Origin of the sequence: Streptomyces chengmaiensis (assembly GCF_029846775.1) — a bacterium.
Classification (GTDB): Bacteria; Actinomycetota; Actinomycetes; order Streptomycetales; family Streptomycetaceae; genus Streptomyces; species Streptomyces chengmaiensis.
This window is the reverse complement of the sequence record NZ_JARWBG010000016.1, coordinates 25269-39631: the sequence shown is the minus strand read 5'-3', so window position 1 is coordinate 39631 and position 14363 is coordinate 25269. Positions and strand designations below refer to the sequence as shown.

Here is a 14363-nt window from a genome sequence, read left to right as displayed (position 1 = left end):
TACGCCCTCGCCATGGGTCGACGCCTTCAGCGCCGTACGCGGGGCATGCCGAGGCCGATCCAGGAGATGATCTCGCGCTGGATCTCGTTGTTGCCGCCGCCGAAGGTGAAGATGACGGCGGAGCGGTAGCCGCGTTCCAGCTCGCCGTGGAGGACGGCGCCCGCCGAGCCGTCCTTGAGCGGGCCCGCGGCGCCGACGACCTCCATCAGCCAGGCGTAGGCGTCGCGGCGCGCCTCGGAGCCGTACACCTTGACGGCGGAGGCGTCCTGCGGAGTGAGGGTGGATTCCTGGACGGCGTTCACCATCTGCCAGTTGAGCAGTTTCATGGCGTCGAGCCTGGCGTGGGTGCGGGCGAGGCGGCCTCGGACCCAGCCGACGTCGATGACGCGCCGCCCGTCGGCGAGTTCGGTGCCGGCGGCCCAGCGCTGGACGTCGGCGAGGGCGCGGATGGCCGTCGTGCCGTGGGCGGCGAGGGTGACGCGCTCATGGTTGAGCTGGTTGGTGATCAGCCGCCAGCCGTGGTTCTCCCGGCCGACGCGGCGGGAGGCGGGGACGCGGACGTTCTCGTAGTAGCTCGCGGTGGTGTCGTGCCCGGCGAGCGTGGTGATCAGGGTGCAGGAGTAGCCGGGGTCGTCGGTCGGCACCAGCAGCATGGTGATGCCCTTGTGCGGCGGGACGCCGTCGTCCGGGGCGGCGGTGCGCACGGCGAGCCACACCCAGTCGGCGGTGTCCCCGTTGGTGGTCCAGATCTTCTGCCCGTTGACGAGATAGCTGCCGGTCTCCTCGTCCCCCTCGCGTACGGCGCGGGTCTTGAGGGCGGCGAGGTCGGTGCCCGCGTCGGGTTCGCTGTAGCCGATGGCGAAGTCGATCTCGCCGGAGAGGATCCGGGGGAGGAAGTAGGCCTTCTGCTCGTCGCTGCCGTACCGCATGAGGGTGGGTCCGACGGTGTTCAGGGCCATCAGCGGCAGCGGCACCCCGGCCTGGGCGGCCTCGTCGAAGAAGATGAACTGCTCCATGGGGGTCAGCCCGCGGCCGCCGTACTCCTCGGGCCAGCCGACGCCCAGCCAGCCGTCCGCGCCGAGGCGGCGGATGGTGCGGCGGTAGAACGCCTTCTGCTCGGCCGCATCGGCGTACCGCGCGGTGGCGTGGTCCGGCGCCAGCCGGGCGAAGTAGGCGCGCAGTTCGGTGCGCAACCGCTGCTGCTCGGGCGTGTATTCGAGGTGCACGGGACCCTCCCGGGTGCTCGCGGATGCTCGCGGTGCGTCCTGTCCTCCCTGGCGAGCGCAGACTAGAACGCGTTCCATAAATCCGGAAGGGTTTCAGCGGTTCGGGCGGAGCAGCAGCAGCGCGGTGTCGTCGCCGCGGTCGCGGGGCCCGGCCGCCTTCCCCTCGATCAGATGGTCGGCCAGCTCTTCCAGCGGCCGGTCCCCGTTGCGCTCCAGCCGGTCCGCCACCTGCGCCAGCGCCGCGTCCAGGTCGACGCCGGGGGCTTCGATCAGACCGTCCGTGTACAGGACGAGCACCGAGCCCGGGCTCATCGGGACGGCGGAGGTCGGGTAGACGGCGGTCGGGTCGACGCCGAGCAGCGGCCCGCCGGGGAGGTCGAGGACGTGGACCGTGCCATCGGGGGCGCGCAGCAGGGGCTGCGGGTGACCGGCGCGGGCGAGCAGGGCGCGGTGCCGCGGCAGGTCCAGGTGGAGGTAGGCGCAGCTGGCGAGCAGATCGACGTCGAGGCCGATGAGCAGGAGGTTGGTGGACGCCATGACCGTGCCGGGTTGCTGGCCGACGGCCGTGTAGGCGCGTACGGCGGTGCGGACCTGGCCCATCAGTCCGGCGGCGGTGACGTTGTGGCCCTGGACGTCGCCGATGACGGCGGCGGCCTGCACGCCTGTGGCGCGGCGGGCCGGGCCGGCCGGCGCGGGCCCGGCCTGAGGGCGCGTGGGCGCCGCGCGCCCCCTGCCGTCTCCGGGCGACGGGGCGGCGGCGACCGGGGTCTGTTCGCCGTCCGGGGCGGTGCGGATCAGGTCGTAGAAGTCGCCTCCGATGTCCATGCCCTGGGTGCCCGGCAGATAGCGGGCGGCCACCTCCAGGCCGGGCAGCCTCGGCAGGGAGTGCGGCAGCAGCGCGGACTGCAGCCCGTGGGCGAGGCGGTTCTTGGCGTCGTACAGCCGGGCGCGCTCCAGCGCCTGGGCGACGAGTCCGCCGAGGCTGGTGAGCACGGCGCGCTCCTCGTCGGCGAAGCGGTGCGGTTCGGTGTAGCCGAGGATGCAGGTGCCGACGGGGCGGCCGGAGGCGATCAGCGGCAGGAACGCCCAGGCGGCCATCCCGTCCGGGGTGGCGACGCGCGCGGGGTAGATCGCCTCCAGCTTCTCGCGTGTCTCGAAGAACGACGGCACGCCCGTGGCCAGCGCCTGGGCGCTGGGCCGGGGGGCGGACAGCGGTATGCCGTCGTAGTGTTCGGCCAGCGACGGGTCCGGGTATCCGCGGTGGCCGAGGACCCGCAGCCGTCCGGCCTCCGGAACCAGGACGACCAGGGTGCGGCTGCCCACGGCGGGCATCACCTCGTCGGCGACGAGGTCGATGACGTCCGTGACCGAGACGGCCTCGGTGAGCGCGCTGGCCAGGGTCAGCAGATGGGTGATGGCCACCAGCCCCGCCCGGTGCCGGCCCGCCTCCGCCGCGGGCTTGTCCCGGCCCGTTCCCCTGGCCGGGCTGATCAGCACGCTCAGGCCGCTTCTGCTGGGATACAGCCGGAAGGTCAGCCAGTCCTGCGGGGGGCGCAGCGCCGTGAACGAGACGGGGTGCTGGCTGATCATCGCGCCGCGGTAGCGGTCCTCGTAGACCGGGTCGTTCAGCCAGGGGAGGGTGTTCCACGGCTTGCCGCCGAGCAGTTCGCGTGCGGGCCTCCCCAGCAGCTCGGCCGCGGCGGGGTTGGCGTAGGTGACGCGGCCGTCCACGTCCAGCGCGCACAGGCCGTCCGGAATCCGGGCGGCCATCTGCGCCGCCTCCGCCGCGCCGGTCGTTCCCGCCATAGCTGAAGGCCCGAGGAAGTCGGCCTCCGGGTGCACCGGACGGCCGGCCTTCGCGGCCCGCTCCAGCCTCAGTGCGAGCCGGTCGCAGGCGGCGAGCAGGGCCGCGTGCTCCGCGTCGGACGGCTCGGGCGAGTGGGAACCGGGCCAGGTGACGAACACAGCCCCGTACACGGTGTCCGCCCTGGCGACGGGCAGCGCCGCGACGGCGAAGGGGTACGGCAGGACCACGGCGATACGGGGGTACCGGCGGGCCATGTCCTCCTCGCCGCCGACCCAGACGAGCCGGCGCTCGCGGACGGCGTCCGCGACGGGGACGGGCGAGGTGAGGGCGACGCGTTCCCAGGGCGCGGCGAAGGCGCGGGGCAGCCCGGCCATGACGGCCATCTCAAGGACGGCGTCTTCCGGTGACAGCAGGTACACCGCGCCCGCGTGCGCCCCGACGTCGTCCATCATCCCGGCGAGGGCCAGGGACAGCAGGGGATGCGCCCCCTCGCTTCCGGCGTCGGGCGGCCCTGAAGGGGAGGCGGTCGGGTCGGACACGCGCACCACCTCTTCCGCCTCTTCCGCACCCCCCATGACCAAGGCTGCACGCGATTGCCCTGCGGCGCACGGCGGGGCGGGGGCGGGGCGGCGGACAGGGCTCCGGGGCCCGGCCCCCCGGGCCTCACGCCCGCACGACGGCGCACACCCCGGGGTGCGGCCACACCCCTTACGCTTGCCGGGGTGAGCCGCAGACAGTCCGACGGCAGGACCCGGGTCACGGTCCTGGTGGCGCTTGTCGCGAACCTGGTGATCGCGGCCGCGAAGGCGGTCGGCGGGCTCGCGGCCGGCTCCCCCGCGCTGCTGTCCGAGGCCGCGCACTCCGTCGCCGACACCCTGAACGAGGTCTTCCTGCTGGTCGCGCTGCGCCGCAGCCGCCGTCCGGCGGACACGCACCACCCGTTCGGCTACGGCAAGGAACGCTAACAACGTGTGGCCGGAGGTCGACCATGTCTTCCTGGATATCACCGAGGCGCCGGGGCCGGACAGCGTGTAATGAGCGCGTGACGTGGCTCGGGGGCCGATTCGGCCGGGTGGTTCTGCGGGGCGCCTGGGCCGGATCGATTCGGCCGGAGCGAATCGGCCGGAGTGCGAGGGGTACCCGCAGTCCGCATCGTTGTGTCCCCGGCGCCGTCGGGGGCCTCGCGGGGAAGGAGGGCTGACCATGCCTCGCGGATCCAGCCCGAAGCGGGAGCGGCAGTACGAGCACATCAAGGAGAGCGCCCTGGAGCGCGGCGAGAGCGAGGCCAGGGCCAAGGAGATCGCCTCCCGCACCGTCAACAAGGAGCGGGCGCGGAGGGGCGAGTCCGAGCAGGCGAGCCGGGTCTCGACCGAGGACATCTCCTCCGGCCGCCGCGGCGGGCAGCGCTCCCACCGGGGCGCGCAGGGGCCGACGTACGACCAGCTGTACGAGGAGGCCAAGCGGCGCGATGTGGAGGGCCGCTCCAAGATGAGCAAGGCGGAGCTGGCGCAGGCGCTGGGCGGCAAGAAGAGCTGACCGCACCGCGCCGCCCGGTGATGACGCATCGCCCGGGCGGAACGCGCGACGTCATGCCTCCGGCGGCCGCCCCGACGGCCTGAAGCGGGCCGCGGTGAATGACCTGTGAGGGGGCTGGGCTCGATACTGGCCCGGACGCACTGCCCGGCCGGACGCCTGCCCGCCCCCAAGGAGGCATCACATGCGCATGCTCATCAACGTGCCCGAGACCGTCGTCCCGGACGCCCTGCGCGGCATCGCCGCGGCGCACCCCGAACTGACCGTGGACGTCGAGAACCGGGTGATCGTACGGCGGGACGCCCCGGTCGCCGGGCAGGTCGCGCTGGTCTCCGGCGGCGGGTCCGGGCACGAGCCGCTGCACGGGGGCTTCGTGGGGCCGGGGATGCTGGCCGCCGCATGTCCTGGCGAGGTGTTCACCTCGCCGGTGCCCGACCAGATGGTGCGGGCCGCCGCAGCCGTCGACAGCGGGGAGGGCGTCCTCTTCGTCGTCAAGAACTACACGGGCGACGTGCTGAATTTTGACATGGCCGCGGAACTCGCCGAGGACGAGGGCGTGCGGCTGGCCAAGGTCCTGGTCGACGACGACATCGCGGTGACGGACAGCCTCTACACCGCGGGCCGCCGCGGCACGGGCGCGACCCTGTTCGTGGAGAAGATCGCGGGCGCGGCGGCCGAGGAGGGCGCCCCGCTGGAGCGGGTGGAGTCGATCGCACGCCGGGTCAACGACAACGCGCGGAGTTTCGGCGTGGCCCTGAGCGCCTGCACGACGCCCGCGAAGGGCAGCCCGACATTCGATCTGCCTCCGGGCGAGCTGGAGTTGGGGATCGGCATCCACGGAGAGCCGGGGCGGGAACGGCGCGCCATGATGACCTCTCGCGAGATCGCGGACTTCACCGTCCATGCGCTGCTGGACGACCTTCCCACGTCAGGCCCCGTGATCGTGCTGGTCAACGGCATGGGAGCGACGCCGCTGCTGGAGCTGTACGGCTTCAACGCGGAGGTGCAGCGGGTACTGGCGGAGCGACGGGTGGCGGTGGCCCGTACGCTCGTGGGGAACTACGTGACCTCGCTCGACATGGCCGGCTGCTCGGTGACGATCTGTCAGATCGACGAGGAGCTGCTGCGGCTGTGGGATGCGCCGGTGCAGACGCCGGCGCTGCGGTGGGGTCGCTGAGGCATCCCTCGCCGGGGCGACGCCGTCCCACGGCGATGACGAGGAGCGGGAGTGACCGAGTGACCGAGGCAGCACCTGTGCTCGACGCGCGCTTCTTCCACCGCTGGATGACCGCCGCCGCGGCGGCCGTGGACCGTGAGGCGGGGCGGCTGACCGAACTGGACGCGGCGATCGGCGACGCCGACCACGGCAGCAATCTCCAGCGGGGGTTCACCGCGGTGGCGGCCGTGCTGGAGCAGGACGCGCCGGACACGCCGGGGGCGGTGCTGACACTGGCCGGACGGCGACTGATCTCCACCGTGGGCGGTGCGTCGGGCCCCCTGTACGGGACGCTGCTGCGCCGCACCGGCAAGGCCCTGGGCGATGCGGCGGAGGTGACGCCCGCGCAGTTGGCGGAGGCGCTCGACGCGGGCGTGGCCGCGGTGGCGCAGCTCGGCGGGGCCAAGGCCGGGGACAAGACGATGCTGGACGCGCTGCTGCCGGCCGCGGAAGCGCTTCGCGAGTCCTTCGCGGCGGCCCGTGCGGCGGCACTGCAGGGCGCCCTGGACACCGTTCCGTTGCTCGCCTGCAAGGGCAGGGCGAGCTATCTCGGCGAACGCAGCATCGGCCATCAGGACCCGGGGGCGACGTCGTCCGCGCTGCTGGTGGCCACGCTGGCGGAGACCGCCGCCGGGGAGGCGTCGTGAGCCGGGGGCCGGTGGGCGTCGTGCTCGTCTCGCACAGCGCGGCGGTGGCGCTGTCGGTGGCGGATCTGGCCAGGGGGCTCGCGGGCGGCGGGGCGGCCGCGGAAGTCGCCGCGGCCGGAGGCGGCCCGGACGGCGGTCTGGGCACCAGCGCGGAGCTGATCGCCGAGGCCGCGCGGGCCGTCGACCGGGGCGCGGGCGTCGCGGTGCTGGCCGACCTGGGCAGCGCCGTGCTGACGGTCAAGGCGCTGCTCGAAGAGGGCGGGGAGCTTCCGGAGGGCGCCCGGCTGGTGGACGCGCCGTTCGTGGAGGGAGCGATCGCCGCGGTGGTCACGGCGTCGTCCGGCGGCGACCTCGACGCGGTCGAGGCGGCTGCCTCGGAGGCGTACGCCTACCGCAAGGTGTGACCGGGGGCGGCGGTCTCCCCGCTTCGCCTCCGGGGCGGAGGCGGCAAAGACACCCACGGGCCCCGGGCCCGACGCCGGCGGCGCGCGGACGATCGGCCGGGCAGTGCCCGCGCACCGGCCACGGCGGGCCGGAGGGCCGTGGGACAGGGGCGCGCGCCGCGGCGGAAGGCCGGCGAGTGGCCGGAGTCTCACCGGTCCGCGCCTACTGCGGCCGCAACGGCCAGGCGCGCCCTTAGAACCCCCGGCGGCGGCCCGCCGCCTCCCGCAGCCCGGGGCTCCGCTCCCGGACCTCCCGGTCCTCGATCGCCGGACGGGTGGATTCTCCGGCCGTCCGGGGCGCTTCCCGAATGCTGGACCCACCCGCGACAGCGGCGCCGCCCACCAGGTAGATTGGTCTACACCATTCGGCCTTCAAGGACAGGGATCTTCGTGGAAGTCATCATCGTTCCGGACCCCGCAGCCGGCGGCGAGCTCATCGCCGACGCCATGGCCGATCTGCTGCGGCGCAAGCCCGACGCGCTGCTGGGCGTGGCCACGGGGTCGACTCCGCTACCGGTCTACGAGGCTCTCGCCGCCAAGGTGCGGACCCGCGACGCCGACGCCTCGCGGGCTCGGATATGCCAGCTCGACGAGTACGTGGGCCTGCCGTGCGGGCACCCCGAGTCCTACCGCTCCGTGGTGCTGCGCGAGGTCGTCGAGCCTCTGGGGCTCGACGAGGAGGCGTTCATGGGCCCCGACGGCGCCGCGGAGGACGTGGCGGCCGCCTGCCTCGCCTACGACCGCGCGCTCGCCGAGGCCGGCGGGGTCGACCTCCAGCTCCTGGGCATCGGCACGGACGGGCACATCGGCTTCAACGAACCCTGCTCGTCGCTGGCTTCCCGCACCCGGATCAAGACCCTCACCGAGCAGACGCGACGGGACAACGCCCGCTTCTTCGACGACCTCGACGAGGTGCCGCACCACGTGATCACCCAGGGCATCGGCACCATCCTCGACGCCCGCCATCTGGTCCTGCTGGCGACCGGTGAGGCGAAGGCGGACGCCGTGGCCCAGGCGGTTGAGGGCCCGCTCTGCGCACTGGTGCCCGCGTCCGCGCTGCAGCTCCATCCGCACGCCACGGTCGTGGTCGACGAGGCGGCCGCATCCCGCCTCAAGCTGGCCGACTACTTCCGGGCCACCTATGCCGCCAAGCCCGCCTGGCAGGGACTGTAGGGGCTCGCGGTCACGGCCCACGGCCCCGGCGACGCCGCCCGGCCACGGCCGGGCGGCGTCGCCCATCCCCCAACCCGCACCTAACGAGTGACCGAATCCTTCCCTTGACCGCCTCCTGCGGGAGGCGGACACTCCCCGCGAACGGCGCAGAACGCCGCCCCCCGTGAATGACATGAACACGTCATTTACTCGGGAAGGAGCACCCCCCATGGCCACCCCTCTGTCCGCCTCCCGTTTCCTCAGCGCCCTCCGCGACGAAGGCCTGATCGTCGTCGAGCACCGCAGCTGGCGTACGCACAACCGCAACCACAAGGGGCCGTGGGGCCCCACCCACGGTGTGATGATCCATCACACCGTCAGTTCGGGCACCCACAGTTCGGTGGACCTCTGCTACGACGGCTACGCCGGACTGCCGGGGCCGCTGGGCCACGGCGTGATCGCCAAGGACGGCACGGTGTATCTGATCGGCAACGGCCGCGCCAACCACGCCGGGCTCGGCGACGACGACGTGCTGCGCGCGGTGATCGCCGAGCGGGAGCTGCCTCGGGACAACGAGGCCAACACCGACGGCAACCGCCACTTCTACGGCTTCGAGTGCATCAACCTCGGCAACGGCGAGGACCCCTGGCCCGCCGCGCAGCTGACGGCCGTCGAGAGGGCCGCGGCAGGCATCTGCCGGGCGCACGGCTGGAACCAGCGCTCGGTGATCGGTCACCTCGAGTGGCAGCCGGGCAAGGTCGACCCCCGCGGGTTCACCATGGACGCGATGCGCGAGCGGATCGGACGCCGCCTCGGCCGCGCCCCGGACGGGCCGCCCCCGCCGCGCTACGAACCGTATCCCGGAGCGTCGTTCTTCCAGGTCGGGCGGAACAGCCCCGTGGTCACGGCGATGGGCAGACGGCTGGTCGCGGAAGGATGCGGCCGGTACGAGATCGGGCCCGGCCCCCGGTGGACGGAGGCGGACCGCAAGTCGTACGCGGCCTGGCAGCGCAAGCTGGGCTACTCGGGGGCCGACGCCGACGGCATCCCCGGCAGGACCAGCTGGGACAGGCTGAGAGTGCCCAGGTGACGAGCGGGTGGGGTCTTCCCCGCCCGCGGCGAACTCCTCAAGGGCGCAGAGACAGATCCCCTCGACGTCCGCGACGGTTCGACCCCGGGGTCAGCGGGACCACGCCACAGCCGGCCAAATGCGGCATCTCCGGCCGGGCACTAAAATGCAACCATGGCGGAGGCCGAGAAAGAGCTGGCACGATACACACGGAAACTCGCCAACAGTCGCCTCAACGAAGAAGAACTCCACACGATCAAACGCAGCGTCATCGATTCCTATGCGGGAATCTGCGCCTCATTGACCGACCGGGAGCTTCTGGGCGAGTTTCGCCGGATGGCCATGGGCCCCGGGGCGGGGTCGGGCAGCGCCGTCTGGGGGATCGGACAGGAGTCGAACATCATCGACGCCGTCTTCCTCAACTCCATCCTCGCCCGCCGCAGCGATCTGCTGAACACCTACTCTTCTCCGTACGGCATGGGCGGGGTCCACCCCTCCGACAACGTGGCGCTCGCCTTCACTCTGGCCGACTGGCTGAACTGGTCCGGCCGCCAGTTCCTGGAGTCGGTGAATATCTTCTTCCGCCTGGCGGCGACGTTCACCGACCACTACGACCCCGAGGCCAGCGGCTTTGACCACGACGCCGCCGCCGTTTTCTGGACAGCACTCACCGTCGGACAGGCGTTCAACCTTTCCGAAGACCAGCTAGCGGAAGCGCAACGAATCGCCGGAGGTTTCGGGTTCAGCAGCAATCAGGCCGCGGTCGGCGACGTGACGGACTGGAAGCACTGCACATACGCGTCCTGCGCCATGCGGGGCCTGCAGGCCGCCAGGCTGGCGCGCGCCGGATTCACCGGGCCACGCTCCATCTACCAGGGGGAGTTCGGCGCCGACCACTTCTTCAGACACCGCGAGATGTCACTCGACAGCGAACCCGACCTCACACAGATCATCTTCAAGAGATGGCCTGCGCTCTTCTTCTGCCAGACTCCGATCGACGTCGCGCTGGAATTGTCCTCCAGGATCGACGCACCAGAGGACATCCGCGCCGTGACCGTGGAAACCTACGGTCGCGCGATACGGAACGGCCTCACCTCGTCGGCCTTCAACCCGATCAGCCGCGCAGGTCGCACCCACTCGCTCCCCTACTGCGTGGCCACGGCGCTCCTCAAAGCCGTCGAATACAGCGACTTCGATTCTGAGCGCGCACACGATCCTCAGCTTCGGCGGCTGCTGGAAAAGATCGACGTGACCGAAGATCCGGCCATGACGCAGAGGTTCCCCCCGGCGACGCCATGCCGGATCTCCGTGACACTGCACACTGGGGAAGTCATACGGCACGAGCGCGAGTTCTCACGAGGCGATCCGCATGACCCGCTGTCCGATGACGAAGTCTCAGAGAAGCTGCGCCGGAACCTCGACCACCTGGCGACGTCGGCGGACTGCAGGGGAGTCCTCCCAGGCCTGTGGGACCTGGAAAGACTTGACGACCTTGCGGAGCTGCTCGCTCCGCTCACCCAGGACCTGACGTCGGTCGGCAGCCCCAGCGGCCCGACCACATAGGGCGGTCGGGGCTGCCGATGCCGCCCGGTGTCATTGAAGTCCCGGCCCACGCGCCTGGTCGGCGTCGCCTCCCGTCACGGCCGAAGCCCACGGCCGGCTGCTCGGCTCCGACACTCGCAGCTGGCGAAGCAGGCCGCCGTAGTCCTCGTCATCGTCGCCGATGAAGATCGGAAGGGCGCCGTCCACCAACCCGACGCCTTCGACCTTGAGCCCTGAGCTGCGGGCGAGTTTCTGAGCCGGCCTGACCGGATGCAGCCTCGCGCCGAGGGGCCCGCCCGGGCGAATCGTGGCCGCGCGGTACACGGCGCTGTCGAAGGGGCCGAGGTCGCCGGGATCGTATGCGGACGAGATGTAGAGATTGCCCTTCGCATCGATGTCGAGGCCCGAGGCGGGGCGCGCGCCCGGCGGCTGGTCCGCCGTGAAGGACACCGACGTCCATTTCTTGCCGAATGTGATCCTGCCGCTCTCCCGGATCGTCAGGCGGGTCATGTTGATGTTGGTGGTGTCGCTTCCCTGCGCTCGCTCGGCGTACACGAAGTAGTTTCTTCCGTGGACCGTTGCGACGGCGGTGGCCTCGACGTTCACGAGCGGCTCGGGAGTCTCGGGCCATGGCGTCGAACCCGCGATCTCGACGTTGAGTTCCTCGTCCCACCTGGCCAGATAGATGGTGGGGTCGGGGTCGTCGCCGTCGGCGTTGCTCTCCACCAGCAGCGCCTCTTTGCGGTGGGGCACCCGGGCGATGCTCTCGAGGTCGTTCGGAACGCTGGGGAAGTCCACATCGAGCTCATGGACGATGATCCCGTCGGGATCGACGGGGGTCCGCACGATCGAGAGGCGCGGCAGATCACGCTCGGCGTCGTTGTCCCTCGTGTCGTGGCAGACCAGGAAGACCTCCTGGGGCTCCTCACCGCTTCCCGCGGCGAAGGGCCTCGGCTCGGTGTCGAGCCAGGCGATGCCGCTGAACTCGCGCGGCGCCCTGATCTCGCCCCTGCCGGGGGGCGACGAGACGCCGGAGGAGCCTTCGACACCGCATGCGGCGAGCGCGAGAGTGCTCAGCCCGGCGACGGCCGGCAGCAGAAGGCGGGCAAGGAACCTGCGTCGAATCATTCGTCCTCCCATCACACGACGAGCACGGCCGTCGGCCCGCTCCGGACAAGAAACTAGAAGCTGCGATGCGGGACGCCATCCAGGCGCGCGGCCCGGATGATTCAGCGATTCGAAAGCCACCCACTCTCACGGTAATTCATAAGAAATTCAAAGCTTTCCATCCGAGAAAGCGGCTGAGGTCACGGTGCGTCCGGCGTCGGCGCAAGGCCGCACCGGCCCGAGCAGGGTCGTCGAGCGGCGGGATTGTCAGTGGCACACGCGATGCTTGACGGTCCGACACCGTTTCGAGGAGCACTGCGAGATGACCGACCCCGATCCCGCGCCCGTCCCACGTCCCGTTCTCGACGCCGAGCTTGCGGCCGTGCAGGCGTATGTGCGGCTGCTGCGCACCGCCCGTGCCGTTCTGGCGGACCCGCGGCGTTCGCCGTCTGCCGTGCCGCTGCTGTCCGCCCCGCTGGCCGAGGCCGACGAGGCGCTGCGGGCCGCGGGGCTCGCCGGCAATGAGGCGGAGTTCCTCAGACTGGTCGCCGCGCGCTCGGGACCCTCCCGGAGGGAGTAGCTCCGGCGCGCGGCGGCGTATCTCCGCGGGTCCGCCCGGGCCGTCCTGCGCCTGGGCGAGTCAGTCGGCGGCGGCTTCGACGGCGTCGGCGACGCGGGTGAGGAAGCGGGCGTGGGCGCGGGCGCTGACCGGGGCCTCCGGGTTCCACGGCAGCACTTCGGCGTCCGCGCGCAGCCGGCGCCAGCCGTCGGCGGCGGTCGCGTCCAGCTCGCCGGAGGGCGTGGCATTGCACCGTACGTCGGCAAGGACGATCGCGGGGCGGAGCCGGGCCGCCTCGGCCCAGGACACGGTGGCCCAGTTCGCTCCCGCGGCCCCGGGCGGCTCGACCAACTGCACGCCGCCGGCGGTCAGCGCGCGCAGATCGGGCCAGGCGGCCGGACGGGCGATGTGCACCCGGTCGGGCCCGGCCGCCGACAGCGCCGCCACGCGGGGTGGCGAGGGCACGTCCGCCGCCGCGCGCAGCCGGTGGGACGCCGCGTGCGCCCGGCGCTCGGCGGCCGGGTCCCCGGGTGCGCCCAGCGACCGGGCCAGCTCGGCGAACCGCGCCCGCAGCGCGGCGAGATCACGGGCCCGTGCGACGTCCAGCACGATGAGCGGCACCTGCTCCTCAAGGTGCTTGGCGGTCTCCGGGTCGAGGCCGTAGACCTGTCCGGAGCCATAGCTGACCGCGACGGCGAGGTCCGGCGCGGAGCCGAGGAGGGAGTCCAGGTCCACCCTGCCGCCCGCGCCCAGGTACTCGACGGAGTCGAGGGGCAGTTCGCCCGCCTTCGCCGGGTCGGGCTCTGGTCCGTCGTGGTATGAGCCGAACACTCCGCAGACGCGTATGCCGTGGTCCCACAGGGTCGCACCGGCCTGGATGTACGCGATCACCTTGGAGGGCCGGGCGGCTGCGGCCGCCAACTGCCCCCGGTCGTCCGAAAACCGCCATGCCCTCTGTTGCGCCACGTCGCACGCCCCTTGCCGCCTTGTCCGGGTGCTCCCCCCGAGGAGCCGTACATCCGTACCTGCCCAGCGGTGCGCTGCGCCATCCCCGGCGTGCCTGATCGACCGTTGAACACCACGCGCGTCCCATCCGTACCTGAGGCTGCGCGCCGTGCCAGCCGCAACAACAGACCAGCTCCCGACGACATGTTGGAACCGCTCACTGCCGAACCGGGAGGCACCATGCATTCAAACCGACGTTCCGTACGAGGTGGCATCTCCAGAAAGCTGATTGCGATGATCTCTGCCGCGGTCGCGGCGATCGCCGTGGTCCTGGTCGCCATTCAGAGCAGCAGCGGCGAGGCCACCGCCGGCTCGGCGACCGCCGACACGGCGGGCGCCCCGCACAACGGCGGGCATTCCCTGGGAGGCGCCGCCGGCCCGGCGGGGTCCTCGGGGAAGACCGAGGCCGGCCCGCAGATCGTCACCGACGTGGACCGGACCTTCCTGGTCAAGGTGCGCCAGGCCGGCCTGTGGGAGATTCCGGCCGGGCGACTTGCACAGACCCACGCCCAGAGCGAGGCCGTCAAGCGCGCCGGGCTCCATCTGATCGACGGGCACAGCAAGCTCGACCAGCTGGTCCGCGAGGATGCGAAGATCCTCGGCGTCGAGATCCCCAATGAGGCCACGCCAGAGCAGCAGGGCTTTGTGAAGCAGATGGAGAACGCCCGCGGCGCGGAGTTCGACCGGCTGTTCGCCAATCTGCTGCGCGCTTCGCACGGCAAGATCTTCGCCACGATCGGCGAGGTCCGTGCCGCGACGCAGAACGACCTGATCCGCCGGCACGCGCGGCAGGCCAACCAGACGGTCCTGGACCACCTCGAGGTGCTCGAGGACACGGGTCTGGTCGACCAGGCGACCTTTGAGGAAGTCGAGGCGGCCGTCAAGCCCAAGTGACCGGCGGACAGCTCCGCCGTATGCCTTCAGCTCGCTTTTGCACTGTGCAATGATGCGGTCAGCGGAAGGCCCGGCGGGCACGTCGGCCCCTGTCCGGGAGCGGCACTGGCACGGTGACGCAGCTCAGCAGCGGGGGCCGGCGGCCCGTCCGGGCCCTCCGCTG

General features: G+C 72.1%; 13 protein-coding genes and 1 pseudogene. 10 read left to right on the top strand and 4 right to left on the bottom strand.

The features are described from left to right. Positions 1–26: 26 nt before the first annotated feature. Both QCN29_RS15715 and QCN29_RS15710 read right to left on the bottom strand, forming a co-directional pair. Positions 27–1226 carry an acyl-CoA dehydrogenase family protein gene (locus QCN29_RS15715; RefSeq protein ID WP_279928677.1) on the bottom strand — a complete coding sequence of 400 codons (1200 nt, stop codon included), beginning with the start codon at positions 1224–1226 and terminating at the stop codon, positions 27–29. Positions 1227–1319: 93 nt separating this feature from the next. Next, entirely contained in the window at positions 1320–3581 is a 2262-nt protein-coding gene (locus tag QCN29_RS15710; RefSeq protein ID WP_398859246.1) for a SpoIIE family protein phosphatase, read from the bottom strand. Between the two features lie 174 nt (positions 3582–3755). On the opposite strand from QCN29_RS15710, the pseudogene QCN29_RS15705 reads away from it, so the two are divergent. The 8 genes and pseudogenes from QCN29_RS15705 to QCN29_RS15670 form a co-directional block, all read left to right on the top strand. Further along, positions 3756–3995: pseudogene (locus QCN29_RS15705) on the top strand (cation diffusion facilitator family transporter); the annotation flags it as partial. Between the two features lie 241 nt (positions 3996–4236). Next, positions 4237–4569 carry a plasmid stabilization protein gene (locus QCN29_RS15700; RefSeq protein WP_279928676.1) on the top strand — a complete coding sequence of 111 codons (333 nt, stop codon included), beginning with the start codon at positions 4237–4239 and terminating at the stop codon, positions 4567–4569. A gap of 181 nt (positions 4570–4750) precedes the next feature. Then, positions 4751–5743, top strand: coding sequence for a dihydroxyacetone kinase subunit DhaK (gene dhaK, locus QCN29_RS15695; protein ID WP_279928675.1), 993 nt, complete (start codon positions 4751–4753; stop codon positions 5741–5743). A gap of 77 nt (positions 5744–5820) precedes the next feature. Continuing rightward, complete coding sequence (gene dhaL / locus QCN29_RS15690) at positions 5821–6429, top strand: dihydroxyacetone kinase subunit DhaL (RefSeq protein ID WP_279928770.1); 609 nt, start codon at positions 5821–5823, stop codon at positions 6427–6429. After that, entirely contained in the window at positions 6426–6833 is a 408-nt protein-coding gene (locus tag QCN29_RS15685; protein WP_279928673.1) for a PTS-dependent dihydroxyacetone kinase phosphotransferase subunit DhaM, read from the top strand. The genes dhaL and QCN29_RS15685 overlap by 4 nt, the downstream gene beginning before the upstream one ends. A 429-nt stretch (positions 6834–7262) precedes the next feature. Continuing rightward, a complete protein-coding gene (nagB, locus tag QCN29_RS15680) occupies positions 7263–8045 on the top strand; it encodes a glucosamine-6-phosphate deaminase (protein ID WP_279928672.1) in 783 nt (260 codons plus the stop codon). Between the two features lie 208 nt (positions 8046–8253). After that, entirely contained in the window at positions 8254–9114 is an 861-nt protein-coding gene (locus tag QCN29_RS15675; RefSeq protein ID WP_279928671.1) for a peptidoglycan-binding protein, read from the top strand. Positions 9115–9267: 153 nt separating this feature from the next. Then, positions 9268–10656, top strand: coding sequence for an MmgE/PrpD family protein (locus tag QCN29_RS15670; protein WP_279928670.1), 1389 nt, complete (start codon positions 9268–9270; stop codon positions 10654–10656). A gap of 30 nt (positions 10657–10686) precedes the next feature. Here the strand turns inward: QCN29_RS15670 and QCN29_RS15665 are convergent, their stop codons facing one another. Continuing rightward, a complete protein-coding gene (locus tag QCN29_RS15665) occupies positions 10687–11763 on the bottom strand; it encodes a hypothetical protein (RefSeq protein WP_279928668.1) in 1077 nt (358 codons plus the stop codon). A 301-nt stretch (positions 11764–12064) separates the two neighbouring features. Here QCN29_RS15665 and QCN29_RS15660 point away from each other — a divergent pair, with 301 nt between their 5' ends. After that, positions 12065–12322: a hypothetical protein gene (locus QCN29_RS15660; RefSeq protein ID WP_279928667.1), complete on the top strand. Its 258-nt coding sequence runs from the start codon at positions 12065–12067 to the stop codon at positions 12320–12322. Positions 12323–12382: 60 nt separating this feature from the next. Here the strand turns inward: QCN29_RS15660 and QCN29_RS15655 are convergent, their stop codons facing one another. Beyond that, the gene (locus QCN29_RS15655; protein ID WP_279928665.1) at positions 12383–13267 is read right to left on the bottom strand and encodes an ABC transporter substrate-binding protein; all 885 of its coding nucleotides are present in this window, start codon (positions 13265–13267) and stop codon (positions 12383–12385) included. A gap of 273 nt (positions 13268–13540) precedes the next feature. Between QCN29_RS15655 and QCN29_RS15650 the strand changes: the two genes are divergently transcribed. Then, positions 13541–14200 (top strand): DUF4142 domain-containing protein, encoded by a 660-nt coding sequence (locus QCN29_RS15650; protein ID WP_279928664.1) that lies wholly within the window; start codon positions 13541–13543, stop codon positions 14198–14200. The last annotated feature ends 163 nt before the right edge of the window (positions 14201–14363 follow it).